Here is a 24751-nt window from a genome sequence, read left to right on the forward strand (position 1 = left end):
AAGCGGCCCTGTCTTTTGGCCTGAGGCTCCTTTCAGGCATATTGAGTTCCAGGATTACGACTGCTTCGCAGTCGAGCGGGAGCAAGCTCCCTCGCCACAAAGGCCTTCATAGCGACAACCATGACCACCCCACTGCCTTGCTACCACTGCGCCCTGCCCGTCCCCCCAGGCAGTCGCTTCACCGCCGTTGTCCTGGGTGAAACCCGTGAGCTGTGCTGCCCGGGCTGCCAGGCGGTGGCCGAGGCCATTGTCGCCGGTGGTTTGGAAAGTTATTACCAGCATCGCAGCGAAGCGTCGGCCAACCCCGAAACCCTGCCGGTCCAGTTGACCGATGAGCTGGCGCTGTACGACCGCCCGGACGTGCAGCAGTCGTTCGTGCGCCATGAAGGCGAGCTGGCCGAAACCACGCTGCTGATCGAAGGCATCAGTTGCGCCGCCTGCGGCTGGCTGATCGAAAAACAACTGCGCAGCCTGCCCGCCGTGGCCGAGGCGCGGCTGAACCTGTCCAATCACCGCTTGCACGTGAGCTGGGCCGACGCTCAATTGCCGCTGAGCACCTTGCTGGCCGAACTGCGCCAGATCGGCTACGTCGCCCATCCCTACCAGGCCGATCAGGCCAGCGAACAACTGGCCGCGCAAAACCGCCTGGCCCTGCGCCAATTGGGCGTAGCCGGTTTGCTCTGGTTCCAGGCGATGATGGCGACCATGGCCACCTGGCCGGAATTCAACATCGACCTGAGCCCGGAGATGCACACCATCCTGCGCTGGGTCGCGCTGTTCCTCACCACACCTATCGTGTTCTATAGCTGCGCGCCGTTCTTCAAGGGCGCGATGCGCGACCTGCGCACCCGACACCTGACCATGGACGTTTCGGTGTCCCTGGCCATTGGCGGTGCCTACGTGGCCGGGATCTGGACGTCAGTCACTGGGGTGGGCGAGTTGTATTTCGATGCCGTGGGCATGTTCGCACTGTTCCTTCTAGCCGGTCGCTACCTGGAACGCCGTGCCCGGGAGCGCACCGCTGCCGCCACCGCACAACTGGTTAATCTGCTGCCGGCCTCGTGCCTGCGCCTGGAGGATAACGGCCAGAGTGAACGCATCCTGCTCAGCGAATTGCGCACCGGTGACCGGGTCCTGGTGCATCCCGGAGCGGTTCTGCCGGCCGACGGCAGAATCCTCGACGGCCAGTCCAGCGTGGACGAATCACTGCTGACCGGCGAATACCTGCCACAACCTCGCCATGTGGGCGACACGGTGACGGCCGGCACCCTTAACGTGGAAGGCGCCTTGACGGTCCAGGTGTTGGCACTGGGGCAAGACACCCGGCTGTCGGCCATCGTCCGGTTGCTGGAACGAGCCCAGGCCGAGAAGCCGCGGCTGGCGGAAATCGCCGACCGCGCCGCGCAATGGTTCCTGCTGTTCTCCCTGGTCGCTGCGGCGGCCATCGGTGTGCTGTGGTGGCAACTGGATGCCTCTCGCGCCTTCTGGATTGTGCTGGCGATGCTGGTCGCCACCTGCCCTTGCGCACTGTCCCTGGCCACGCCAACCGCTCTTACCGCCGCCACCGGCACGCTGCACAAGCTTGGCCTGCTGCTGACTCGCGGCCATGTGCTGGAGGGCCTGAACCAGATCGACACGGTGATTTTCGACAAGACCGGCACCCTCACCGAAGGGCGTCTGGCGTTGCGCGCCATTCGAACGCTGACGGCCCTGGACAGTGATCAATGCCTGGGCCTGGCCGCTGCCCTGGAAAATCGCTCCGAACACCCCATCGCCCGTGCCTTTGGCCGCGCGCCACTGGCCGCCGAGCATGTGCAAAGCACCCCGGGGCTAGGCCTGGAAGGGCTGGTGGGTGACCAGCGCCTGCGCATCGGCCAACCCGGTTTTGTCTGCGAACTCAGTGGCGCGGCGGTGCCGGTGATGCCGGATGAGCCCGGACAATGGTTGCTGCTGGGTGATGACATCGGTCCGTTGGCCTGGTTCGTCCTCGACGACCGCTTGCGTGCCGACGCCCCGGCACTGCTGGCCGCCTGCAAAGCGCGGGGCTGGCGCACACTGTTGCTGTCGGGCGACAGTTCGCCCATGGTTGCCAGTGTCGCCGCCGAACTGGGCATCGATGAAGCCCGCGGCGGTTTGCGCCCGGACGACAAACTGGCCGTGTTGCAACAATTGCACCAGCAGGGCCGCAAGGTGCTGATGCTCGGCGACGGGGTGAACGACGTGCCGGTGCTGGCGGCGGCGGACATCAGTGTCGCCATGGGCTCGGCCACCGATCTTGCCAAGACCAGCGCCGATGCGGTGCTGCTGTCCAACCGTCTCGACGCCCTGATCCACGCCTTCAGCCTGGCGCGGCGCACACGGCGGGTGATCATCGAGAACCTGGTGTGGGCGGCACTGTACAATGGCCTCATGTTGCCGTTCGCCGCCCTCGGCTGGATTACGCCGGTGTGGGCCGCGATCGGCATGTCCATCAGTTCGCTGACCGTGGTGTTGAATGCGCTGAGGCTGACTCGCCAGCCCAAGATGCAGGTTTTCGATGCCTCGCCCGATACCCGCCCGCTGCCGGCCTGAGCCGCGCGGGCATGGAGTTCCGACATGCCAGCTCTTTACGTGATGATCCCGGCCGCACTGCTGATCGTGGCCATTGCCGTCTACATCTTCTTCTGGGCCGTGGACAGCGGGCAGTACGACGACCTCGACGGTCCGGCCCACAGCATTCTGTTCGACGATCAGGATCCGAACCACAAGGCAGCGGTGGACGAAGCCAGCGGCGAGCCCCGCAAACCGGACGACAAGGCCCCGCCCCATGCTTGATCTGGCGCCACTGTTGGTCTCGGCGCTCATCCTGGGTTTATTGGGCGGCGGCCATTGCCTGGGGATGTGCGGCGGCCTGATGGGCGCCCTGACCCTGGCAATCCCCAAGGAACAGCGCAGCCGGCGCTTTCGGTTGCTGCTGGCCTACAACGTTGGGCGGATTCTGAGCTACGCCAGCGCAGGGCTACTGATCGGCCTGGCTGGTTGGGCCGTGGCCAATAGTCCGGCGGCGATGGTCATGCGCGTGTTGGCCGGCCTGCTGTTGATCGCCATGGGCCTGTACCTGGCGGGCTGGTGGAGCGGCCTGACCCGCATCGAAGGCGTCGGTCGTGGCCTGTGGCGGCATATCCAGCCCGTCGCCAACCGCTTGCTTCCCGTGTCGAGCCTGCCCCGGGCCTTGCTGCTCGGCGCGCTCTGGGGCTGGCTGCCGTGCGGGTTGGTCTACAGCACCCTGCTCTGGTCGGCCAGCCAGGGCGATGCGCTGGACAGCGCGTTGCTGATGCTCGCCTTCGGTCTCGGCACCTGGCCGGTGTTGCTCGCCACCGGCATGGCCGCCGAACGCATCACCGCCCTGTTGCGCAAACGCAGCGTGCGCATGGCCGGTGGTTTGCTGGTGATTGTCTTTGGTGTCTGGACCCTGCCAGGGCCGCATCAGCATTGGCTCATGGGGCATTGACCGAGTCGCCGCCATCGTGAGCAGGCTCGCTCCCACACTGGATCGCGGCTGACCCAAACCTCATGAACACCGCAAATCCCTGTGGGAGCGAGCTTGCTCGCGATTGGCCCTCGCCCAGACTCCACCCCCCGTTGACGCAAATCAAAACCGCCCCGCGCCCTCCCTCTTAAACTCTCGCCCATGCCAGCCTATCCGGGAAACGCCCGCATGCTCGACGCCATTCGTTGGGACTCAAACCTGATCCACCGTTACGACCTGGCGGGGCCCCGCTACACCTCGTATCCGACCGCGGCGCAATTCGGCAGCCAGGTGGGGACCTTCGACCTGCTCCACGCCCTGCGCGACAGCCGCAAAGCCTTGAGGCCACTGTCGTTGTATGTGCATGTGCCGTTCTGCGCGAACATTTGCTACTACTGCGCCTGCAACAAAGTCATCACCAAGGACCGCAGCCGCGCGCATGCCTATCTGCAACGCCTGGAGCAGGAAATCCAGCTGATCGGCTGCCACCTCGACCCGGCCCAGCGCGTAGAACAGTTGCATCTGGGCGGCGGCACCCCGACGTTCCTCAACCATGACGAACTGCGCCAACTGATGGCCAGGTTGCGCCAACACTTCAACCTGCTGGAGGACGATTCCGGCGACTATGGTATCGAAATCGATCCCCGGGAAGCCGACTGGTCCACCATGGGCCTGCTGCGGGAGCTTGGCTTCAACCGCGTCAGCATCGGCCTGCAAGACCTTGACCCGGCCGTGCAGCGCGCCGTCAACCGCATGCAAAGCCTGGAAGAAACCCGCGCAGTGCTCGAAGCCGCCCGGACCTTGCAGTTCCGTTCGATCAACATCGACCTGATCTACGGGCTGCCCAAACAGACCCCGGAAAATTTCGCCCGCACGGTCCAGGAAGTCATCCAGCTGCAGCCGGACCGGCTTTCGGTGTTCAACTACGCCCACTTGCCGGAACGCTTCATGCCGCAACGCCGGATCAACAGCCAGGACCTGCCCAACCCGGCGCAGAAACTGGCAATGCTGCAAGGCACCATCGAACAGCTGACTGCGGCGGGTTATCGCTATATCGGCATGGACCACTTCGCCCTGCCCGACGACGAACTGGCGATTGCCCAGGAAGACGCCACCCTGCAACGCAACTTCCAGGGCTATACCACCCATGGTCACTGCGACCTGATCGGCCTTGGCGTGTCAGCCATCAGCCAGATCGGCGATTTGTACTGCCAGAACAGCAGTGACCTGAGCCATTACCAGAACACCCTGGCCGACGGTCAACTGGCGACCAGTCGCGGGCTGCTGTGCAATGCCGACGATCGGCTGCGGCGCGCGGTGATCCAGCAGTTGATCTGCCATTTCAATCTGCTATTCACCGACATCGAACAAACGTTCAACATCGATTTTCGCGGTTACTTCGCACCGTTGTGGCCACAACTGCAAGAGATGGCCGCGGACGGCCTGATCGAATTGGACAGTAGCCACATCAAGGTACTGCCCGCCGGGCGCCTGCTGGTGCGCTCGGTGTGCATGGTCTTTGATGCCTATCTGGAAGGACACAATCGACAGCGCTTCTCCCGAGTCATCTGAGCGCGACAATTTGACGATGAAAGCCCACTGGTCGGAGTACCTTAGCTGAGTTACCCTTACGGCTTATGTGTGTTTCCCACAAGGATTTAAGAAATGTCCGAGCCAGTCAAACTGCGCGCCCACAACCAGGCCCATTGCAAGGATTGCAGCCTGGCTCCGCTCTGCCTGCCACTTTCATTGAATCTGGAGGATATGGACGCGCTGGACGACATCGTTAAACGGGGCCGACCGTTGAAAAAAGGTGAATTCCTGTTTCGCCAGGGCGACACCTTCGATTCCGTCTATGCCGTGCGCTCGGGCGCCTTGAAAACCTTCAATCTGAGCGATGGCGGCGAAGAACAGCTCACCGGCTTCCACCTGCCCAGCGAGCTGGTGGGTCTGTCGGGCATGGACACCGAAACCCATCCGGTCTCGGCCCAGGCGCTGGAAACCACCTCTGTGTGCGAGATCCCCTTCGATCGCCTGGACGAACTGGCCTTGCAACTGCCGCAACTGCGTCGTCAGTTGATGCGAGTCATGAGCCGGGAGATCCGCGACGATCAGCAAATGATGCTGCTGCTCTCGAAGAAAACCGCCGACGAACGCATCGCCACGTTCCTGGTCAACCTCTCGGCACGTTTCCGCGCTCGCGGGTTTTCGGCCAACCAGTTCCGCCTGAGCATGTCGCGTAACGAAATCGGCAACTACCTGGGCCTGGCGGTGGAGACCGTGTCCCGGGTATTCACCCGTTTCCAACAGAACGAGTTGATCGCCGCCGAAGGCAAGGAGATCCATATTCTCGACCCGATCCAGCTCTGCGCCCTGGCGGGTGGCTCGATCGACGGCTGATGAGCATGCGCGCGGCCCAGGTTCGCCTTGCCGCGCTATACTCCGGCGTTTGCAGCCTGCCAGGACACCTAGACGATGGTCTTCGACTCCTTCGATATCAAATCCCTGATCCGCCCCGTGATCGATTTCCCCAAGCCGGGCGTGATCTTTCGCGACATTACCCCACTGTTCCAGTCCCCCACCGCGCTGCGGCTGGTGATGGACAGCTTCGCCCATCGTTATGTCGAGGCCGAATTCACCCACATCGGCGCGATGGATGCGCGAGGCTTCCTGATCGGCTCAATCCTGGCTTATCAGTTGAACAAGCCCTTGGTGCTGTTTCGCAAGCAAGGCAAGCTGCCGGCGGATGTGCTGGCCGAGGGTTACCAGACCGAATACGGCGAAGCCTTCCTTGAAGTTCACGCCGACAGCCTGTGCGAGGGTGATTCGGTGGTGATGTTCGATGACCTGATCGCCACCGGCGGCACGCTGATCGCCGCCGCCAACCTGATCCGCCGCATGGGCGCCAAGGTCCACGAGGCCGCGGCGATCATCGACCTGCCGGAGTTGCTTGGCTCGCAGCGCCTGGAAGACATGGGGATACCGACGTTCTGCCTGACGCAGTTTTCGTTGAGCGAAAGGTAACGCCCGTCAATAGCACACACACCCCATGTGGGAGCGAGCCTGCTCGCGATAGTGGTGTGTCAGCCGACATCAATGGTGGCTGATCTGCCGCTATCGCGAGCAGGCTCGCTCCCACAGGGTTCTTCGTAGCAGTTATAAAGCGATCGGTTTGCGCCCGGCAAACGAATGCGCCAGCGTCCCGCCGTCCACCAGTTCCAGCTCGCCGCCCAGCGGCACGCCATGAGCGATGCGTGAGGCGATCAGGCCCTTGTTGTTGAGCAATTGCGCGATGTAGTGGGCGGTGGCTTCGCCTTCGACCGTCGGGTTGGTGGCGAGGATGACTTCGGTGAAAGTCCCGGCCTCTTCGATCCGCGCCATCAGTTGCGGAATGCCGATGGCTTCCGGCCCCAGGCCGTCGAGCGGAGACAAATGCCCCTTGAGCACGAAATAACGGCCGCGAAAACCGGTCTGCTCCACGGCGTACACATCCATGGGTCCTTCCACGACGCATAGCAGGCTGTCGTCCCGACGCGGGTCGGCGCATTGCGGACAGAGGTCGTCTTCAGTGAGGGTGCGGCATAAGCGGCAATGCCCTACCCCTTCCATGGCCTGGCTCAGGGCCAGAGCCAGACGCGAACCGCCGCTGCGATCACGCTCAAGCAATTGCAACGCCATGCGCTGAGCAGTTTTCTGACCCACACCCGGCAAAGTTCGCAGGGCGTCGATCAGTTGGCGAATCAAAGGGCTGAAGCTCATGGAGGAAATGTCCGACATAACAACGAGACGCGGTTTATACCCGCGCCTCCGATTAGCGTCAAATACTCAATCCTGCGCCACCCGCACCACCAGCTTGCCGAAGTTGCGCCCTTCCAGCAGGCCGATAAAGGCCTGTGGTGCATTCTCAAGGCCATCGACCACGTCTTCGCGGAACTTGACCTTGCCGTCACGCACCCAAGGCGCCATGGCGCTGATGAACTCCGGCTGACGACCACTGAAGTCGTCGAACACGATAAACCCCTGGATCCGCACGCGCTTGGTCAGCAAGGTGCGCTGCAATTGCGGCAAGCGATCCGGGCCGCTAGGGGCTTCATGCTCGTTGTAGGAAGCGATCAGGCCACAGAGGGGAATGCGCGCCTTGGCGTTGAGCAACGGCACTACGGCGTCGAACACCTTGCCACCGACGTTTTCGTAATAGATGTCGATGCCCTTGTCGCAAGCCCGGGCCAGTGCCTCGGCAAAGTCATCGCGCTTGTGATCGACACAGGCGTCGAACCCCAACTCGTCGACCACGTACTTGCATTTCTCGGGGCCGCCGGCCACACCGACCACACGCAGGCCCTTGATCTTCGCCACCTGGCCGACCACCGAGCCGACTGCGCCCGAGGCTGCCGCGACCACCAGGGTTTCCCCGGCCTTGGGCTGACCGATCTCCATCAACCCCATGTACGCGGTCATGCCCGGCATGCCCAGCACACCCAGCGCCATCGACGGGCTGGGCAGCCCGGACGGGATCGGAATGACATTGCGGCCATCGCTGACAGTGTGGCTCTGCCACCCCGTGGCGCCCACCACCAGATCCCCCTCCTGAAACTTCGGATGCATCGAACGTTCGACCCGGCTGACAGCACCACCGGTCATCACCTCATCGATTTCCACCGGCGCGGCATAGGAAGGTGCATCACTCATACGCCCACGCATGTAAGGGTCCAATGAGAGAAACAGCGTCTTGAGCAGGATCTGCCCCTCCTGCAGCTCCGGCAACGTCACCTGCTCCAGACGGAAGTTGTCCGGGGTGGGAGCACCTGTGGGGCGGGAGGCGAGGACGATGCGCTGGTGGGTGGTCGATGCTTGTGACATGGAAGCGTCTCCTTGATCGTTGAGTGGCACTTACAGGAAGCAGACCATTGCCGGCTGGACGGCGTTCGATGTTTGTTCAGTGGGTACTGGTGGGAGCAAGGCTTGCCCGCGATCCAGACGCCTCGGTTCGTCGCAGCGGCACGTCATCGTCCATCGCGGGCAAGCCTTGCTCCCACAGGTAAAGTTTCTAGCGCACTCGCCTTGTGACACAAACAAAAATGCCAGGCGCGATGCCTGGCATTGTATGTAGCCCATCCCGATCGGGATGGCGAGTCAGAACGGCAGTTTCATGCCCGGCGGCAGTTGCATGCCAGCGGTCATGCCGGACATTTTGTCCTGGCTGTTGGCTTCGATCTTGCGCACTGCATCATTGACGGCGGCGGCGAACAGGGCTTCGAGCATTTCCTTGTCGTCTTCGCTCAGGCCTTCGACCACGCTCGGGTCGATGCTCACGCGCTTGATGTCGTGGCGACCGGTCATGACCACGGTCACCATGTCGCCGCCGGACTTGCCGGTGACTTCGGCGTTGGCCAGTTCTTCCTGCATCTTGGCCATTTTTTCCTGCATCTGCTGCGCCTGCTTCATCAGGCCGGCCATGCCACCTTTCATCATGGGAATCACCTCGAAAGTACTTGGATAAACACCGCGCCCGGCCCGTTCGGCCTGACGCTTTCAGTTATGAGCCCTGGGTCACCGGGGCCTCGACAGGTTCGATAGTATCGTGACGGACCACGGCACCGAACTGTTGCATCATTTGCTGGATGAACGGATCACCGTGGATCGACTCCTCGGCTTCGCGCTGACGGTCGGCACGGCGGCGGGACGCGGCCTGGGCCGGCGTCTCCTGCTCAGGCTTGATCAGCTCGATGCTCAGCGTCAGCGTGCGCTGGTGATACTGGTTCAGTGCATCGTTGAGACGGCGCTGCTGCGTGGCGTTGAACAGCGCGCTGTGGGCCGGGTCCAGGTGCAGCAGCCAGTGGTCGCCCTCCACGGAGATCAGCGTGCAGTTGGCGGCAATGCTGCCGGTCATGCCGGTAATCGGCAGTTTCGGGAACAGCTCCAGCCATTGCAGGGCCAGCCCGGTAGCCGGCATCGCCGCCGGTTCAGGCTCGGGCTCCGGGGCCGGTTCGGCGGCGTGCTCGCTGGCCAGTTCATCCAGATAGCTGTAGGCCGAATCCATGTCCGGCTCGATGTAATCCTCGTCCAGTGGCGGCTCATCATCCAGGTCCATGCCTGGCGTGGCGACATCAACGTCCGCCACCGTGGGCTCAGGCACCGGTGCAGCCACCCACTCGGGCGCGTCGGGTACCACGCTGTCGGGCGTGGGCATAGGCATCGGTGGCAACTCGGGTTGCTCGGCGACGGTTTCCAGCACCGGTTCCACGGCAGGCTGCTGGACGACCTGAGCCTCGACCGGGTCGTTCCAGGGCAGGTCGACCACTTCTTCAGCGACCGGCTGCGGCAACGCCTCGACGACAGGCTCAGGCTCGGGCTCAGGCGCCGCGACGACAGGCACCGGGGCCGGTTGCTCAACCGCTGCCGGGGCAGAGGCCACTGCCGGCGCAACGACGGGCGCGGCAGCCACTGGCTTGGCGGAATCAGCTGTGGCCTGGCTGATCCCCACTGGCTTTAGCGGTTGCCTCGGGGCGTTGTCCGTGTCGGCTGGCCGGAACGCGAGCATTCGCAGCAGCACCATTTCGAAACCACCGCGCGGATCCGGCGCCAGGGGTAGGTCGCGCCGACCGATCAGCCCCATCTGGTAGTAGAACTGCACGTCTTCGGCCGGCAGCGCCTGAGCCAGTGCCAGCACCCGATCGCGGTCGCCATGACCGTTGTCGACACCCTCGGGCAAAGCCTGGGCGATGGCGACACGGTGCAACACGTTGAGAATTTCCGAAAGCACGCCATTCCAGTCCGGCCCCTGCTCGGCCAGGTGACGCACCGCTTCGAGCAACGCCTTGGCGTCACCGTCGATCAGCGCATGCAACACGTCGTAGACCTGGCCGTGGTCGAGGGTGCCAAGCATGGCCCGCACATCGGCAGCCATGACCTTGCCTTCACCAAAGGCAATGGCCTGGTCGGTCAGGCTCATGGCGTCACGCATCGAACCATCGGCGGCGCGACCCAGCAGCCACAGCGCATCGTCTTCGAACGGTACGTTCTCGACACCCAACACGTGGGTCAGATGCTCGACCACCCGCTCCGGGGTCATGTTCTTGAGGGAGAACTGCAGGCAGCGGGACAAAATCGTTGCAGGAAGCTTCTGCGGGTCGGTGGTCGCCAGGATGAACTTGACGTAGGGCGGCGGCTCTTCGAGGGTCTTGAGCAGCGCATTGAAGGAATGGCTGGAAAGCATGTGCACTTCGTCAATCAGGTAGACCTTGAAGCGCCCACGGCTTGGCGCGTACTGCACGTTGTCGAGCAGTTCACGGGTGTCTTCGACCTTGGTGCGGCTGGCGGCGTCGATCTCGATCAGGTCGACGAAACGGCCTTCGTCGATTTCCCGGCATACCGAGCACTCGCCACACGGCGTCGAGGTAATACCGGTTTCACAGTTCAGGCACTTGGCGATGATCCGCGCGATGGTCGTCTTGCCGACGCCGCGCGTGCCGGTGAACAGGTAGGCGTGATGCAGCCGCTGGCTGTCCAAGGCATTGATCAGGGCCTTGAGCACATGGGTCTGGCCGACCATTTCGCGGAACGAGCGCGGACGCCATTTACGTGCAAGAACCTGATAACTCATCGAAAACCATCGCCACTGGGAAGCAGAAGCGGCTAATGCTAGCGGAGCAGGGGCGAAATTGCATCCGGTGTGCTCGTCTAATCTGTCTAAGCTTGGGTCAGGGGCCTGGTTGCCGACAGGATTTTGCACCATCAGGAGAGTTTATGCGTTCGGCCATGGGGGCTTTGCTGTTATTGGGTTCAGGGTGTTTTGCTGGCGAAATCCCGTTGCGTTTCGCCATTACCGATAGCTGGGCCATGCCCATGGTGCAGACTGAAGAAGGTCGCCCGATCCAGGGTATCATCCCCGACGTAATGACCCGCCTGGCGGCCCAGGTGGGGATGTCGGCACAGTTTCATGTGCTGGCCCGCGCCCGGCTGGACAATGCCATGAAACACGGCGAAGTCGACGTACGGTGTTATGTCACCCCCGATTGGGTAAAGGATACGGGGGGCAATTACCTGTGGAGCGTCCCGCTGTTTTTCCAGCGCGACGTGCTGGTGGGCACGGCCAGCGCCCCCAAGGTGGTGACGCCCGCCACCCTGCCCCACCAGCCGGTCGGGACCGTGCTCAGTTATACCTACCCGACCTTGCAGCCGTTGTTCGACGGCGGGCATCTGCGACGTGACGATGCACGCAGCCAGGAACAAGTCCTGGCCAAGCTTCTGGCCGGGCGCTATCGCTACGCGGTGAGCAATCAATGGGCGCTGGACTGGTTCAATCAACGACATCCCCCGGACCGGCAACTGCGTGCCGTGGCGGTTCTCCAGGAGCGCGTGCTGGGCTGTTATGTGCGCGATGATCAAAACATTCCGGCCCAGCGCATTCTGCGCACCTTATTGAAGATGAAAACGTCGGGGGAAATCGACGCGATCATCCAGTCCTACACCGGACATAAAGAGTCGCCGCAAGCCGGATCCGATTCGTCCTGAACGTCCGACTGATGCTGCCATTGCGGCGGCGAAACAAATCCTTTGACCCAGCCAGGCACCTGGTCGGGTGGCATGGGTCGGGCGATGAAATAGCCTTGGGCCACTTCGCAGCCCAGGCGCAGCAGCAATTGACCATGCTCCAGGCTGTCCAGCCCCTCCGCCACCACCTGGCGCCCAAACGCCCTGGCCAAACCGATGACCGCTTCGGTCAGCGCCAGATCATCGCGGTCATTGAGTATGTCGCGGACAAAGGTCTTGTCGATCTTGATGGTCTGCGTGCGCAGGTGTTTGAGGTCATTGAGCGAACAGTATCCCGTGCCGAAACCGCCCAGGGAAAACCCCACGCCCAAGGCCTGGCACGCCTGGAGACAGGCGCTGACGTGGGCAAGGTTTTCCACCGCCAAGGATTCAACGATCTGCAGATCCAGCATGCGCGGCGACACCGCCGGGTGCCGTTGCAGCACCTGCCGCAACCGCTCGACGAAATCTGCCCGCTGGAAATGCCGCGCCGAGATATTGATGCTCACCGGCCAGACTTGCCCCGCGTGCTGCCATTGCTGCAACTGAATCAGCACCTGCTCCATGACCCACTCACCGATCTCGACGATCAGGTCGGTTTCCTCCACCAGCGGCAGGAACTCCCTGGGCGGCACCAGGCCCCGTTGGGGGTGTTTCCAGCGCAGCAGCGCTTCAAGCCCCACCACCGTGCCATGGCGCATGTTGACCTTGGGCTGGAAATGCAGGCGCAATTCGTTGCCGGCCATGGCTTGCCGCACCCGCTCGACGGTCTGGTAAGTGGCCCGCACTTCCTGGTCCCGGGACACGTCGAACAAATGAAAGCGATTGCGGCCGCTCTGCTTGGCCACGTACATCGCCTGGTCGGCGTGGCGCAACAAGGTATCGGCGTCTTCGTTGTCACCAGGAAACAGGGTGACGCCAATGCTGGCGAAAACCTTGATGGCCTTGCCATCAATGGCATACGGCATGGAGACGGCAATCAGCACCCGGTTCAACGCGGCATGCAATTCCTCAAGGCCGCGTACATGGCGCAGTACCAGCACAAACTCATCGCCGGCCAACCGCGCCACCACATCCTCCCCGCGCACGATACTGCGCAGACGCCGGGCGACCTCCACCAGCAACTGGTCACCACTGGCATGGCCGTGACCGTCGTTCACGGCCTTGAAGCCATCCAGATCAAGCATGCACACCGCCAGAGGCAAGCTCTGCGCCCTGGAAAATTCCAGGGCCTGATCCAGCAGGTCGGACAGGTAGGTGCGGTTGGGCAACCCGGTCAACACGTCGTGACCGACCCGCCATTGCAGCGAATGCAACAACTGACGCTTCTCGCTGACATCAAAACGAATCGCCAGGTAGCGTTCGATCCGACCGGTCGCATCGTCGATCACTGGCACCAGGGTGGTATCGACCCAATGCAGCGTACCGTCCTTGGCCCGGTTGCAGATCTCACCCTTCCAAACCTGCCCCAGGGCGATGGTGCGCCACATGGCGCTGAAGAACTCGTCCGGGTGCTGGCCGGAGTTGATCAGGCGATGGTTAGCCCCCAACAGCTCATCGCGCGGGTAGCCAAAAAGCTTACAGAACTGGTCGTTGACGTAGGTAATGCGCCCGCTCAGATCGGTTTCAGAAAAAATCGCGGCGGCGTCAACGGCTCTGCGGTACTTCTTATCCATCGAAGCAGTCATCCATGAGTCAGGCTCATTTGTCGCGCGCGGTTGCACCGCCCCAGGACAGGCGAAAAATCAACTAGGCTCAAACACCTTGAGATACGCTGGAGCGCGGGCCGTGGCGGTGCTACCTGAAGGCGCCAAGCATCGCCTTGTGTACAACAAGAAAAATGCAAGGCCTGCCTTTTTCGCACATCCAGGCTTCTGAAGCAGGTCACCAAATGCCCGTGCCAAAGGCCGATTCTACGAAACACATCACATTTTGCAAAGCAAGGTGATGGATCATGCGGTTGCCTAATGCAAAAATCTATCGTTAAGTTCTTGATTCTAAATGGGAATTAAGCGATGCAAATTTCAAGTTTGGGTCCGGCCATCAGACGCTATCGCAAAGTAGCGGGGCTTACTCAGGCTGAACTTGGCGAAAAAACCGGTTTTGACCCCAAAACCATCAGCCGCTTCGAAACCGGCACCTACACCCCGAGCATCGAAGCCTTGGTCTTGCTTGCCGACAAACTGGATGTGCAACTCAAAGCATTTTTTGCCGACATGGACGATGAGGACGAACAGCGAGCGTACCTGTTTGGTGTCATACACAGAGCCACCGCGAAGGATCTGGGGAAGCTGATTGCGGCGGTAGACCAGGCACTGTCGAAGCCTTGAAGCAGACATGAAAAAAGAGGAGTCCGGGCTGTCGGTGTGCGACGGATCGGGTTCCTCTTTGGCTTTTTTGCTTGTTCGCTGTCCGGCTCTATTGAAAGGCTACTGTCACAAATTCCGAAGTGTATCCCTCCGATCATGCAAGACACGGCTCACCGCAATCCCATAAGCCGTGATCCGAAAGTAAATCATGTGTCGTTCGACACTACGTCGGCGATAACCAGTTCGAACATGGTCACAGGCTGGAGCTATCTTAGGCTGCTGCGCCAGTTCAGAAAACGCCGCAATGATGGTATCAACGTATCGATTGGCCTGCGCCACGCCCCATCGTTGGGCGGTATAGGTCCAGACAATTTCAAGATCACGCTCGGCGGCAGGTGTAAGGCGGTATTCAGCCATGCGCTGTCAGCATTCTCTTCTTGAACGCATCGGGATCGAATGGTTGAGGTTTTCCACTGGATTCACCCTCTTTCAGGGCGGACCGGATAGCCTCAAGTTCAGCGCTACGCTCCTGCTCGCGCCGAATCAGATCGCGAATGTATTCGCTATCATTGGTGTAGTGACCCGCTTCGATCTGAGCCTTGATCCAGCCGTCTTGTTGGTCGGTGACGGTGATGGTTTTTCGAACGGTACCCATGATGAGCCTCCGGGAAAATGATCGACTCACGCAAAATTATCATACTATTGGTGCGATATCGAGAATGAGCACTGCAAGGGCCCGTACGCAAATCCTTTGCCCCCTCCAGTCAAAAAGCCCCACTTGCGCAGCAACGCACTGGAGCTCTTTGCTTTCCATCAGGCAGCAGAAAATATCGACCGGTAATCGATCAACAAACAAAGTAGATAAGAAAATTCGACAAACCTTGCGAACGAAGGCCTGGGCGTTATGGAGGCAACCCCACCAGCCACACCCCGGCACACAATGTTCCCGCTGTGGCTGCTTCCTTCCGGATCTGACCAGGTTCACGGGTAATCGTTGCGGGGGGACCGATGGGGTCACCATAACGACGCCCGCCTGACGGCGAGCCGCGCCATTGTACCTATCTGACGAGAAGTTACAACCGTTCGCGCCGGATTAAAAAACTGAAGATGTTCAAGCACTTGCCTGTGAGAACAAAGCTTGCTCCCACAAGTCGGCGGTTACAGCAGCACCTCGTCAGCCCGGCCGCCCTCCTCCTGAATCACCAGATGGATGAAATGCAGCTTGGTGATCACCGCGGCGGGTACGACGAACGGGTAGAAATCCGGTTGGCCCATGCTGCGCGACAGTTCGTTGAGCATGCCGGCCAGTTCGATCCAGGCGTTGACGAACGAAAGAAAGGCCACGCCCCCCGTATGTTCAGGGTCGAACAAGGTCTCGGGCGGGAACGGCTGGTAGTCGAAATCCATTTCCCCGGCGCTCATGCCAAAACCCAGGGCCGTGTCCACCGCGTCCATCATATGCAGGTAATGCGCCCAGGTTTCCGCCCAGTCTTCCCAAGGATGCATGGTGGCGTAGGCGCTGACGTAGTGGGTTTGCCAGTCCAGCGGCGCGCCTTGCTGATAGTGACGCTCCAGGGCATCGCAATAGCTGGCCCGCTCGTCACCAAACTGCTCGCGAAATGCATCGAGCCAATGGCTGTTGGCGATCAACCGGTCCCAGTAGTAGTGCCCCACCTCATGACGAAAGTGCCCGAGCAAAGTGCGATACGGCTCGCGCATCTGCTGGCGCACATGCTCGCGGTGGGCATCGTCGGCCTCTTTGATGTCGAGCGTGACCAACCCGCTGGCGTGGCCGGTGGTCGGAGGCGTGCCATCGAGGTCGACGCCGATGAAATCGAAGGCCAGCCCCTCACTTTCACTGACGGTTTTTGGGATGACTGGCAAACCGAGGGTGATCAATTGCGCCACCAGCCGGCGCTTGGCGGTTTCGACCTTGCACCAGCGTTCGGGGTTTTCCGGAATCGACAGGTCGGGAATGGTGCGATTCAAGCTGCAGGCGATGCACAAGGTGTCGTGCCCATTGGCCGGCAGCAGCCAATTGCAGGCCGCCGGTGTGTCGAGGTTGGCGCAACGGCGGAACAGCCCGGCTTGTGGGTCGGCATCCAGGGTCCAGGTGCCGGGTTGCTCGCCGGATTGCAGGGACGACAAGCGGCTTTGCTCGGGCTGATAGCCCAACACCGCCTGGCAGGCCAGGCACTGGCTGTTGCGAAAAAACAGCGACTGGCCGCAACGACACGGCCAGATCTTGCTGTTACGCGAACGATCGCCCGTAAAGGGCGCGGCGATGCGTGAACTCAGTTGCTCGAAGAAGCGGTACATGGTGATCTCCGGGGGCCTGCAAGACTAGATCCCCTCCTGTGCGTGATCGTTCCCAGGAGCGTGCGAATCATCCGAAGATTGTGAGCATTGTGTAGAACGCTGCCGGGCCAGGCTACCCCGCCTTGCGCCATTGCCTACAACTGCGCCAGAATCCGCCGGCTTGTGCGCCTATGGGCCGGACTTTATCGTTTCCGGGTCGCTGACGAATCAGCGATCGGGTTTAGCGACCCGGATCATTCTAGGTGCATAAGCGGCCCATGCTTCGTTGCAGGTCTAACTGCAATGACGTTATGGCGGCTGTATGTGGGAGACCTTCGAGTCTGCCGGGTGCCTATGACCGGTTCGCTAACCTGCGTGCAGCCGCCACCATTTCTGTTTAGCGACAGGCCTTGGTGGCTCCATCCCATAGGAGCGTCACCATGTTCAAAGCAACCCCCAACCCACCGGACACCGATCCAACATCCCCGCACAAAACCGCCGCCGCAAAAAAACTCGACGAAGCCGCCGAGCGCGCCCTCGACTTCTACCTGAAGCCAAAACCGGAAACGCCGGAAGCTGATCCCGCACCCGCTCAGCTCTTCACCGTGATCAACGGCATCGACACCGAATGCCTGCTCGCCAACCTCAGTGAAACCCTTGGCTTCGGCCGATGCCATGATCAGTGATCTGGCGTTCGAGCTGGAGGGTTCGCGGCGGCATGTTGCGCTGGGTATTCAGCAGTTGATCGAGCTGGGAGGGTTGCTGGCGAATCGGGCACTGGATAACGTCGACCCGCGCTAGCCGACTCGCCACATAACCCTGTGGCGAGGGGATTTATCCCCGCTGGGCCGCGCAGCGGCCCCAATCCTGTCGACTCAATCAACCAGACAGACCGAGATGGCAGATTTTAGGGCTGCTGCGCAGCCCAGCGGGGATAAATCCCCTCGCCACAATGGGTCCGAGTTTCCTGGCGACATGACTAAACCGTAATGCCGTGCTGGCTCAAGAACGCCACAAACGCTTCTTCATCCAGCACCTTGAGCCCCAGCTCATTGGCCTTGGTCAGTTTCGACCCGGCCCCCGGCCCGGCGACGACGCAATGGGTTTTCGCCGACACGGAACCGGCCACCTTGGCCCCCAGGCTTTCCAGTTTGTCCTTGGCGACATCGCGGCTCATCAATTCCAGCGATCCGGTCAGCACCCAGGTGTGCCCGGCTTCGGGCAAACCTTCGACGACTTTTTTCTCGCTCTGCCAGTGCATGCCGAAGGCCTGTAGTTGCTTCTCGGCGGCTTCGGCCTGTTGGCGGTTGATGGCGATGGCGAAGAACTCGCGCACGGCGTTGGCCTGTTTTTCCGGCAGGGCCTGGCGCATGTCCAGCCAGTCGGCATTCATCACTGCTTCGAGCGAGCCGAACTTGTCCGCCAGTTTCTGTGCCCCGCCAGGCCCGACCGAAGGAATGTTCAGCTTGTCCAGGAAACCGCCCAGGGTGGTGCTGGCGGAGAACTCGGCGCCCAGTTCGCCCTGGTCCTGGATATCCAGGCCATGGCGCAGCAAGCCCTCGATCACCTGGCGGTTGTGCGAGTCTTCGAAGAAGCTGTGGATCTCGTGGGCCACTTCCAGGCCGACGTCCGGCAAGTACGTGAGCACTTGCGGCAAGGCCGCCTGCACACGCTCCAGTGAACCGAGGGAGCGGGCCAGGACCTTGGCGGTTTCCTCGCCCACGTCCGGGATGCCGAGGGCGTAGATGAAGCGCGCCAGGCTCGGCTTCTTGCTGTCGACGATGGCCGCCAACAGGTTCTTGCTCGACAGTTCGGCGAAGCCTTCCAAGTCGACCACTTGCTCGAAGGTCAGGGCATACAGATCGGCAGGCGAGCCCACCAGCCCTTCGTCCACCAACTGCTCGACACTCTTCTCGCCCAGGCCTTCGATGTCCATGGCCCGGCGCGACACGAAATGAATGATTGCCTGCTTGAGCTGCGCACCACAGGCCAGACGACCAACGCAGCGGTACACCGCGCCTTCGCTGATGGTTTCACGACCCTTGCTGCGCTTGACCAACTGCGTACGCTCCACATGGGAGCCACACACCGGGCACTGTTGCGGGATTTCAACGGGACGGGCGTTTTCCGGGCGACGCTCGGTGACCACTTGCACCACTTGCGGGATCACGTCACCGGCGCGGCGGATAATCACCGTGTCGCCGATCATCAGGCCCAGGCGCGCCACTTCGTCCATGTTGTGCAGCGTGGCGTTGGCCACGGTCACACCGGCCACCTTGACCGGCTTGAGCCGCGCCACGGGTGTCACGGCGCCGGTGCGGCCGACCTGGAACTCGACGTCCAACAGTTCGGTGAGTTCTTCGCTGGCCGGGAATTTATGGGCGATGGCCCAGCGCGGTTCCCGGGCGCGGAAACCCAGTTCGCGCTGGGAGGCGATGCTGTTGACCTTGAACACCACGCCATCGATTTCGTATGGCAGCGCGTTACGCCGCTCGCCGATGTCACGGTAGTAATCCAGGCACTCGTCGATGCCGTGGGCCAGTTTCAGTTCGCGGCTGATGGGCAGACCCCAGGCCTTGAGCTGCTTGAGATTGCCGATGTGGGTGTCGGCAATGTCCGCCGTCACCTGGCCGATGCCGTAACAGCAGAATTCCAGCGGACGATTGGCGGTGATCTTCGAATCCAGCTGGCGCAGGCTACCCGCGGCCGCGTTGCGCGGGTTGGCGAATGTCTTGCCGCCCGCCTCCAGTTGCGTGGCGTTGAGACGCTCGAAGCCGGCCTTGGACATGTACACCTCGCCGCGCACTTCCAGCACCGGCGGCCAGCCACTGCCCTGCAACTTGAGGGGGATGTTGCGCACGGTGCGCACGTTGACGCTGATGTCTTCGCCGGTGGTGCCGTCGCCGCGCGTGGCGCCACGCACCAGCAGGCCGTCCTGGTACAACAGGCTGACCGCCAGGCCGTCGAGCTTCGGCTCACAGCTGTACTCCACCGCCGCGCCACCGCCCAGCAAGTCGCCCATGGGCAGGTCGAGGCCTTCGGTCACCCGGCGGTCGAATTCACGCATGGTGGTTTCGTCGAAGGCATTGCCCAGACTGAGCATCGGGATTTCGTGACGGACCTGGCTGAAGGCTGACAGTGCAACACTGCCGACACGCTGGGTCGGGGAGTCGCTGGTCACCAGCTCCGGATGCTGCTCTTCCAGGGCCTTGAGTTCATGGAACAGGCGGTCGTACTCGGCGTCCGGGATGCTCGGTTCGTCGAGGACGTGGTAGCGGTAGTTGTGCTGATCCAGCTCGGTACGCAGCTGTTGGATGCGGGTTTGGACGGCAGTCATGGATGTTCTCTCATAAAGCAAAAGAGCAGCCTAGGCTGCTCAATTTTCTCAAAACATGGGGGGTGCTTCGCACCCCAGCGGGAGCAAGCTCCCTCGCCACAGCAAGCTCCCTCGCCACAAAAGCTCTCCTGCCGCAAGAAGCTCTCTGGCCAGGGAGAGCCTGTGTCATCGCTCAGCGCTTCTGGGTCAGCGCCCGGCGTTCGAATTCGACGATGCGCTGGCGGTAGTGTTCGATGGTCTGGGCGGTCAGCACGCTGCGCTGGTCGTCCTTCAGCTCGCCGTTGAGTTCCTGGGACAGCTTGCGCGCCGCGGCCACCATCACGTCAAAGGCCTGCTTGGGATGACGCGGGCCGGGCAGGCCGAGGAAGAAGCTCACCGCCGGGGTGCTGAAATGGTCGATGTCGTCCAGGTCGAACACGCCTGGCTTGACCGCGTTGGCCATGGAGAACAGCACCTCGCCGTTGCCGGCCATACTTTCATGGCGGTGGAAAATGTCCATCTCGCCAAAACGCAGGCCGCTCTCCAGGATGTTCTGCAACAGCGCCGGGCCCTTGAAGCCGGCCGGGTCGCGGCAGATCACGCTGATCACCAGCACTTCCTCGGCCTGGGCCTGGTCCTTGTCGCCGCGCACGGGTTTGTTCTCGTCCGGGAAGTCGTCGTCGCGGCTGCTGAAGCTCGGGCCGCCGTCCAGGTCAAGATTGAGGTTCAGGTCGCCCTGGGACGGTTCGCTGTTGCGCTTGCCGCGCTTGGAACCCGTTTCCCGTGGCTCGCGCACTGGCGCGCTCATCGACGGCAGGTCATGCTCATCCAGTTGCGGCTCCTTATGGGTATCCAGCACCCGGGGCGGGCCCAACAGCTCGGCATTGCCATCGTCATCCGGCAGGTTCGACAGGCTGCGGTCGAGACGAAACTTGAGTTTCCCCTTGCCGCCGCGCATGCGGCGCCAGCCGTCGAAAAGAATACCGGCAATGACAATAATGCCGATGACGATCAGCCACTCGCGCAGACCGATTTCCATGTAATCCCGTGCCTCTATAAAAATGCTGAAAAATAAGGGGCTTAGCTATGTGCAAACCGCTTTAAAACGTGGCGCCAACTCTATGTTCTGAATGGCGTTTTGCCCACGCATACGAAAAATTGACATTAAACTAGCACGACCAAAGATAACTTTACACCGTCTGTCGCATAGGCTTGCGCCATTCTGTGAATTGAACGACAAGCCCAAGCCTCAAAAAAATCCTACAGCATCCTAAATAGATGCCCTACAAGCAGTGTTTCACGCGTCCACCATCGCCATCGCCTCCTCCACATCCACCGCCACCAGACGCGAGCAACCCGGCTCATGCATGGTCACGCCCATCAACTGGTCGGCCATTTCCATGGCGATCTTGTTGTGGGTGATGTAGATGAACTGCACAGTCTCAGACATCTCTTTTACCAGCCGCGCATAACGCCCCACGTTGGCGTCGTCCAGCGGCGCGTCCACCTCATCGAGCATGCAGAACGGCGCCGGGTTCAATTTGAAAATGGCAAAAACCAGGGCCAATGCCGTCAGCGCTTTTTCACCCCCGGAGAGCAAATGGATGGTGCTGTTCTTCTTGCCCGGGGGACGCGCCATGATGGTCACCCCTGTATCGAGTAAATCTTCGCCCGTCAGTTCCAAGTAAGCGCTGCCGCCACCGAAAACTTTCGGGAAAAGTGCCTGCAAACCGCCGTTGATCTGATCAAAGGTATCCTTGAAGCGATTACGGGTTTCCTTGTCGATCTTGCGGATGACGTTTTCCAGGGTCTGCAACGCTTCCACCAGATCGTCGTTCTGGGCATCCAGATAGCGCTTGCGCTCGGACTGCTGCTGGTACTCGTCGATGGCCGCCAGGTTGATAGCGCCCAGACGCTGAATGCGCGCGGCGATGCGTTCCAGCTCTTCTTCGGCGTCTTTCTCGTTGGCCCCGGCCACCAACGTGGCGAGCACGCCGTCGAGGTCGTAGCCGTCTTCCAGCAATTGGTCCTGCAAGGCTTTGCGGCGCACCGTCAGGGCCTGCCATTCCATGCGTTGCTGTTCCATCTGGCTGCGGATCAGCTGGGATTGCTGTTCGGCCTGGCTACGACGCTTTTCGGCGTCGCGCAGTTCGCGGTCGGCATCTTCCAGGGCAATTTGCGCAGTCTTGAGTTCTTCATCAACGCTCATGCGTTTGTCGAGCAACTCTTCGAGTTTGAGGCGCAACTCTTCCAGCGGCGCTTCGCCCTCCTCCAGGTTCAGGCTCAATTGCTCGCGTTTTTCGGTCAGGCGTTCGGACTGCATTTCCAGCCGCTCCAATGCCTGGCGCGTGGAATCGTACTGGGCCTTGAGCGAGCCCAGGCGCACCGCCAACTGATGGGCGTGATCCTTATGCTGGCGGGCATCCTGGCGCACCCGGTCGAGGCGTTCGCGCAGACTGTCGCGCTGAGCCAGCAGCAACTCGCGCTGCTCGGTGTCCACGGCCATGGCATCGAGGGCTTCCTGCAGTTGCAGGCGCGCTTCACCGATCTGCTCATGCTCCAGCGCCCGTTGCTCGCCCAGCTCGGCGATTTCTTCCTCAAGGCGCGTGCGGCGCAAGGCCAGTTGTTCAACCTTGGCCTTGCCGGCGGACAGCTGCGCTTTGAGTTCGCCTTGCTGGCGTGCTTCGTCCTGCAACAGCCGACGCAAGTGTTCGCGACCATTCTCCTGCTGGCGCTGTTGCGCCCGCAGATTCTGTAATTCGGTTTCCAGGGCTTCGACGCTCGCTTCGCGTTCTTCACGCTCAGCGCTCAGGCGCTGGATTTCCTGGCCCCGGGCAAGCATGCCGCTCTCGGCTTCGCTGGCCCGGCGCACCCGCAGGAAATGCCGACCGACCCAATAGCCATCCCGGCTGATCAGGCTTTCCCCGGCCGCCAGTTGTCCGCGCAGGGCCAAGGCCTGTTCAAGGCTGTCCACCGGTTTCACCTGCCCCAACCAGGGAGACAGGTCGACCTGGGCCTCGACTTTATCCAGCAAGCTGCCCGGCATCCGCACGCCATCGCCAGGCGGGCTGAGCAGGCGCAGATCGCCCTGAGTGAAGCCCGACAGATCGAAGCCTGCGAAGTCATCCACCAGCACCGCTTGCAGATCGGCGCCCAGCACGGTTTCCACCGCCAGTTCCCAACCGGCATCGACCTTCAGGCCTTCGGCCAGTCGCGGACGCTCGGCCAGATGCTGGTCGCGCAGCCATTCGGCAGCGCCGGTGCCGGGGTCCAGCGCCGCTTGCTGCAAGGCCTCCAGCGAAGCCAGACGGCCATTGAGGCGCTGCAATTCACCCTGGGCCTGCTGCTGATTCTGCAGGGCCAGTTGCAAGGCCTGGCGCAGTTGCTCGAGCCGCTCGACCTGGGCATCTTCGCTGGCTTGCAAGTCTTCAAGGGTGGCTTCGCTGGCAGCCAGTTGTTCGCTCAGATCGACAATCGCCGCGTCTTCAGGGTCCGCCGCGAGCAAGGCGCGCTCTTCGGCCAAACGGCGCTGACGCTCGGCCAGGCGTTCCATGCTGGCTTCCAGTTGCTGGATGCGCGACTGCTGGACTTCGGCCTGACGCCGCGGCTCGGCAGAGCTCGGGTTGAAACTGTCCCACTGCTCTTGCCAGCCATGCATGCTCAGCTCGGCTTCTTCCAGGGCGGCGGCAGCCTCTTCGGCGGCGGCGCTGGTGAGTTCCTGCTCGGGCGTGAGCCGGTCCAGTTCTTCGCCCAGGGTCAGCAGCAACGTGCGGTCGTGGCCCAGGTGGGATTCGGTTTCCAGGCGCGCGCGCTCGGCCTCTTTCAAATCATCCTGCAGCTGGCGCAGCCGTTGCTGACCGTGCTGGATGCTCTGCTCGACCCGGGCGATGTCGCCACCCACCGAATAGAAGCGCCCTTGCACCAGGTTGAAGCGTTCGGACAGGTCGTGGTGGCCGTCACGCAGGCGCTCGATGGCGGCGTCGGCATTGCGCTGCTCGGCCACCAGGGCCTCGAAGCTGACTTCCTGGTTGCCAATGATCGCCTCGCGCTGGCCGACCTGCTCGTTCAGCGCCTGCCAGCGCAGGGCCGAAAGCTGGGCCTTGAGCTGACGTTCTTCGCCTTTGTATTCCTGATATTTCTTGGCGGCTTCGGCCTGGCGGTGCAAGCGTTCGAGCTGGCGTTCGAGTTCTTCGCGCAGGTCGGTCAGGCGGGCCAGGTTTTCGTGGGTGCGACGGATGCGGTTTTCGGTCTCGCGGCGCCGCTCCTTGTACTTGGAGATGCCGGCGGCTTCTTCGATGAAGTTGCGCAGGTCTTCGGGCTTGGCCTCGATCAGCTTGGAGATCATGCCCTGCTCGATGATCGAATAGCTGCGCGGGCCGAGGCCGGTGCCGAGGAAAATATCGGTGATATCGCGACGTCGACATTTGGTGCCGTTGAGGAAATAACTGTTCTGGCTGTCGCGGGTCACTTTGCGGCGGATGGAGATTTCCGCGTAGGCCGCGTACTCGCCGATCAGGGTGCCGTCGGAATTGTCGAACACCAGCTCAATGCTCGCCTGGCTCACCGGTTTGCGACTGGTGGAGCCGTTGAAGATGACGTCGGTCATCGACTCGCCGCGCAGGTTCTTGGCCGAGCTCTCGCCCATCACCCAGCGTACGGCGTCGATGATGTTCGACTTGCCGCAACCGTTGGGCCCCACCACCGCCGCCATGTTACTGGGGAAGTTCACCGTGGTCGGGTCGACGAAGGATTTGAACCCCGCCAGTTTGATGCATTTGAGCCGCACGT

At 61.8% G+C, this 24751-nt stretch carries 19 protein-coding genes, 1 other RNA gene and 1 pseudogene; 9 read left to right on the forward strand and 12 right to left on the reverse strand.

Annotated features, from left to right (window positions below; all coding sequences use genetic code 11):
* The first annotated feature begins 120 nt into the window (after positions 1 to 120).
* From PSEUDOMOFG3G_RS17495 to PSEUDOMOFG3G_RS17520, 6 genes are all read left to right on the forward strand, one after another.
* Positions 121 to 2571: a heavy metal translocating P-type ATPase gene (locus tag PSEUDOMOFG3G_RS17495; RefSeq protein ID WP_139050722.1), complete on the forward strand. Its 2451-nt coding sequence runs from the start codon at positions 121 to 123 to the stop codon at positions 2569 to 2571.
* Between the two features lie 24 nt (positions 2572 to 2595).
* Positions 2596 to 2814 carry a cbb3-type cytochrome oxidase assembly protein CcoS gene (gene ccoS / locus PSEUDOMOFG3G_RS17500; RefSeq protein ID WP_047227179.1) on the forward strand — a complete coding sequence of 73 codons (219 nt, stop codon included), beginning with the start codon at positions 2596 to 2598 and terminating at the stop codon, positions 2812 to 2814.
* On the forward strand, positions 2807 to 3490 hold the full coding sequence (locus PSEUDOMOFG3G_RS17505) for a sulfite exporter TauE/SafE family protein (protein WP_047227178.1): 684 nt from the start codon (positions 2807 to 2809) through the stop codon (positions 3488 to 3490). The genes ccoS and PSEUDOMOFG3G_RS17505 overlap by 8 nt, the downstream gene beginning before the upstream one ends.
* A 207-nt stretch (positions 3491 to 3697) precedes the next feature.
* Positions 3698 to 5080, forward strand: a complete 1383-nt coding sequence (hemN, locus tag PSEUDOMOFG3G_RS17510) for an oxygen-independent coproporphyrinogen III oxidase (protein ID WP_139050723.1) — start codon at positions 3698 to 3700, stop codon at positions 5078 to 5080.
* A gap of 93 nt (positions 5081 to 5173) precedes the next feature.
* Complete coding sequence (fnr, locus tag PSEUDOMOFG3G_RS17515; RefSeq protein WP_047227176.1) at positions 5174 to 5908, forward strand: fumarate/nitrate reduction transcriptional regulator Fnr; 735 nt, start codon at positions 5174 to 5176, stop codon at positions 5906 to 5908.
* Between the two features lie 75 nt (positions 5909 to 5983).
* Positions 5984 to 6532, forward strand: coding sequence for an adenine phosphoribosyltransferase (locus tag PSEUDOMOFG3G_RS17520; RefSeq protein WP_041020481.1), 549 nt, complete (start codon positions 5984 to 5986; stop codon positions 6530 to 6532).
* 132 nt (positions 6533 to 6664) lie between these two features.
* On the opposite strand, the gene recR is transcribed toward PSEUDOMOFG3G_RS17520, so the two are convergent.
* The 4 genes from recR to dnaX all read right to left on the reverse strand — a co-directional run bounded on the left by recR (position 6665) and on the right by dnaX (position 11111).
* Complete coding sequence (gene recR / locus PSEUDOMOFG3G_RS17525) at positions 6665 to 7267, reverse strand: recombination mediator RecR (RefSeq protein WP_047227281.1); 603 nt, start codon at positions 7265 to 7267, stop codon at positions 6665 to 6667.
* A 66-nt stretch (positions 7268 to 7333) separates the two neighbouring features.
* A complete protein-coding gene (locus PSEUDOMOFG3G_RS17530; protein ID WP_139050725.1) occupies positions 7334 to 8368 on the reverse strand; it encodes an NADP-dependent oxidoreductase in 1035 nt (344 codons plus the stop codon).
* 273 nt (positions 8369 to 8641) lie between these two features.
* The gene (locus PSEUDOMOFG3G_RS17535) at positions 8642 to 8980 is read right to left on the reverse strand and encodes a YbaB/EbfC family nucleoid-associated protein (RefSeq protein ID WP_003183512.1); all 339 of its coding nucleotides are present in this window, start codon (positions 8978 to 8980) and stop codon (positions 8642 to 8644) included.
* Between the two features lie 64 nt (positions 8981 to 9044).
* A complete protein-coding gene (gene dnaX / locus PSEUDOMOFG3G_RS17540; protein ID WP_139050726.1) occupies positions 9045 to 11111 on the reverse strand; it encodes a DNA polymerase III subunit gamma/tau in 2067 nt (688 codons plus the stop codon).
* A 143-nt stretch (positions 11112 to 11254) separates the two neighbouring features.
* On the opposite strand from dnaX, the gene PSEUDOMOFG3G_RS17545 reads away from it, so the two are divergent.
* The gene (locus PSEUDOMOFG3G_RS17545) at positions 11255 to 12022 is read left to right on the forward strand and encodes an ABC transporter substrate-binding protein (protein ID WP_139050727.1); all 768 of its coding nucleotides are present in this window, start codon (positions 11255 to 11257) and stop codon (positions 12020 to 12022) included.
* On the opposite strand, the gene PSEUDOMOFG3G_RS17550 is transcribed toward PSEUDOMOFG3G_RS17545, so the two are convergent.
* On the reverse strand, positions 11974 to 13716 hold the full coding sequence (locus tag PSEUDOMOFG3G_RS17550) for a bifunctional diguanylate cyclase/phosphodiesterase (protein ID WP_139050728.1): 1743 nt from the start codon (positions 13714 to 13716) through the stop codon (positions 11974 to 11976). The genes PSEUDOMOFG3G_RS17545 and PSEUDOMOFG3G_RS17550 overlap by 49 nt on opposite strands.
* Positions 13717 to 14055: 339 nt before the next feature.
* On the opposite strand from PSEUDOMOFG3G_RS17550, the gene PSEUDOMOFG3G_RS17555 reads away from it, so the two are divergent.
* On the forward strand, positions 14056 to 14370 hold the full coding sequence (locus tag PSEUDOMOFG3G_RS17555; protein WP_092401703.1) for a helix-turn-helix domain-containing protein: 315 nt from the start codon (positions 14056 to 14058) through the stop codon (positions 14368 to 14370).
* A gap of 105 nt (positions 14371 to 14475) precedes the next feature.
* Here the strand turns inward: PSEUDOMOFG3G_RS17555 and PSEUDOMOFG3G_RS17560 are convergent, their stop codons facing one another.
* The 4 genes from PSEUDOMOFG3G_RS17560 to PSEUDOMOFG3G_RS17575 all read right to left on the reverse strand — a co-directional run bounded on the left by PSEUDOMOFG3G_RS17560 (position 14476) and on the right by PSEUDOMOFG3G_RS17575 (position 16668).
* Entirely contained in the window at positions 14476 to 14766 is a 291-nt protein-coding gene (locus PSEUDOMOFG3G_RS17560; RefSeq protein ID WP_139050729.1) for a type II toxin-antitoxin system RelE/ParE family toxin, read from the reverse strand.
* Positions 14759 to 15004: a type II toxin-antitoxin system ParD family antitoxin gene (locus PSEUDOMOFG3G_RS17565; protein ID WP_047227170.1), complete on the reverse strand. Its 246-nt coding sequence runs from the start codon at positions 15002 to 15004 to the stop codon at positions 14759 to 14761. The genes PSEUDOMOFG3G_RS17560 and PSEUDOMOFG3G_RS17565 overlap by 8 nt, the downstream gene beginning before the upstream one ends.
* Before the next feature lie 259 nt (positions 15005 to 15263).
* An RNA gene (gene ffs, locus PSEUDOMOFG3G_RS17570) (signal recognition particle sRNA small type) lies at positions 15264 to 15360 on the reverse strand.
* A gap of 147 nt (positions 15361 to 15507) precedes the next feature.
* Positions 15508 to 16668, reverse strand: a complete 1161-nt coding sequence (locus PSEUDOMOFG3G_RS17575; RefSeq protein ID WP_139050730.1) for a putative zinc-binding metallopeptidase — start codon at positions 16666 to 16668, stop codon at positions 15508 to 15510.
* A gap of 419 nt (positions 16669 to 17087) precedes the next feature.
* On the opposite strand from PSEUDOMOFG3G_RS17575, the pseudogene PSEUDOMOFG3G_RS17580 reads away from it, so the two are divergent.
* Positions 17088 to 17448 (forward strand): annotated as a pseudogene (locus PSEUDOMOFG3G_RS17580) (DUF6124 family protein).
* Between the two features lie 178 nt (positions 17449 to 17626).
* Here the strand turns inward: PSEUDOMOFG3G_RS17580 and ligA are convergent.
* The 3 genes from ligA to smc form a co-directional block, all read right to left on the reverse strand.
* Positions 17627 to 19984 carry an NAD-dependent DNA ligase LigA gene (ligA, locus tag PSEUDOMOFG3G_RS17585; protein WP_139050731.1) on the reverse strand — a complete coding sequence of 786 codons (2358 nt, stop codon included), beginning with the start codon at positions 19982 to 19984 and terminating at the stop codon, positions 17627 to 17629.
* 172 nt (positions 19985 to 20156) lie between these two features.
* On the reverse strand, positions 20157 to 21002 hold the full coding sequence (zipA, locus tag PSEUDOMOFG3G_RS17590) for a cell division protein ZipA (RefSeq protein WP_047227166.1): 846 nt from the start codon (positions 21000 to 21002) through the stop codon (positions 20157 to 20159).
* A 258-nt stretch (positions 21003 to 21260) separates the two neighbouring features.
* On the reverse strand, positions 21261 to 24749 hold the full coding sequence (gene smc / locus PSEUDOMOFG3G_RS17595; protein WP_139050732.1) for a chromosome segregation protein SMC: 3489 nt from the start codon (positions 24747 to 24749) through the stop codon (positions 21261 to 21263).
* Positions 24750 to 24751: the final 2 nt, after the last annotated feature.

The sequence above is a fragment of the Pseudomonas sp. FG-3G genome (assembly GCF_901007645.1).
GTDB lineage: Bacteria > Pseudomonadota > Gammaproteobacteria > Pseudomonadales > Pseudomonadaceae > Aquipseudomonas > Aquipseudomonas rhizophila.

Excerpts from the sequence above, each read along its gene's own strand:
- dnaX (WP_139050726.1), bottom strand. The coding sequence starts at position 11,111 with ATGAGTTATCAGGTTCTTGCACGTAAATGGCGTCCGCGCTCGTTCCGC.
- PSEUDOMOFG3G_RS17535 (WP_003183512.1), bottom strand. The coding sequence starts at position 8,980 with ATGATGAAAGGTGGCATGGCCGGCCTGATGAAGCAGGCGCAGCAGATG.
- ligA (WP_139050731.1), bottom strand. The coding sequence starts at position 19,984 with ATGACTGCCGTCCAAACCCGCATCCAACAGCTGCGTACCGAGCTGGAT.
- PSEUDOMOFG3G_RS17495 (WP_139050722.1), top strand. The coding sequence starts at position 121 with ATGACCACCCCACTGCCTTGCTACCACTGCGCCCTGCCCGTCCCCCCA.
- PSEUDOMOFG3G_RS17575 (WP_139050730.1), bottom strand. The coding sequence starts at position 16,668 with ATGTACCGCTTCTTCGAGCAACTGAGTTCACGCATCGCCGCGCCCTTT.
- hemN (WP_139050723.1), top strand. The coding sequence starts at position 3,698 with ATGCTCGACGCCATTCGTTGGGACTCAAACCTGATCCACCGTTACGAC.
- PSEUDOMOFG3G_RS17555 (WP_092401703.1), top strand. The coding sequence starts at position 14,056 with ATGCAAATTTCAAGTTTGGGTCCGGCCATCAGACGCTATCGCAAAGTA.
- PSEUDOMOFG3G_RS17530 (WP_139050725.1), bottom strand. The coding sequence starts at position 8,368 with ATGTCACAAGCATCGACCACCCACCAGCGCATCGTCCTCGCCTCCCGC.
- fnr (WP_047227176.1), top strand. The coding sequence starts at position 5,174 with ATGTCCGAGCCAGTCAAACTGCGCGCCCACAACCAGGCCCATTGCAAG.
- PSEUDOMOFG3G_RS17560 (WP_139050729.1), bottom strand. The coding sequence starts at position 14,766 with ATGGCTGAATACCGCCTTACACCTGCCGCCGAGCGTGATCTTGAAATT.
- PSEUDOMOFG3G_RS17520 (WP_041020481.1), top strand. The coding sequence starts at position 5,984 with ATGGTCTTCGACTCCTTCGATATCAAATCCCTGATCCGCCCCGTGATC.
- PSEUDOMOFG3G_RS17505 (WP_047227178.1), top strand. The coding sequence starts at position 2,807 with ATGCTTGATCTGGCGCCACTGTTGGTCTCGGCGCTCATCCTGGGTTTA.
- recR (WP_047227281.1), bottom strand. The coding sequence starts at position 7,267 with ATGAGCTTCAGCCCTTTGATTCGCCAACTGATCGACGCCCTGCGAACT.
- PSEUDOMOFG3G_RS17550 (WP_139050728.1), bottom strand. The coding sequence starts at position 13,716 with ATGGATAAGAAGTACCGCAGAGCCGTTGACGCCGCCGCGATTTTTTCT.
- PSEUDOMOFG3G_RS17545 (WP_139050727.1), top strand. The coding sequence starts at position 11,255 with ATGCGTTCGGCCATGGGGGCTTTGCTGTTATTGGGTTCAGGGTGTTTT.
- zipA (WP_047227166.1), bottom strand. The coding sequence starts at position 21,002 with ATGGAAATCGGTCTGCGCGAGTGGCTGATCGTCATCGGCATTATTGTC.
- PSEUDOMOFG3G_RS17565 (WP_047227170.1), bottom strand. The coding sequence starts at position 15,004 with ATGGGTACCGTTCGAAAAACCATCACCGTCACCGACCAACAAGACGGC.
- ccoS (WP_047227179.1), top strand. The coding sequence starts at position 2,596 with ATGCCAGCTCTTTACGTGATGATCCCGGCCGCACTGCTGATCGTGGCC.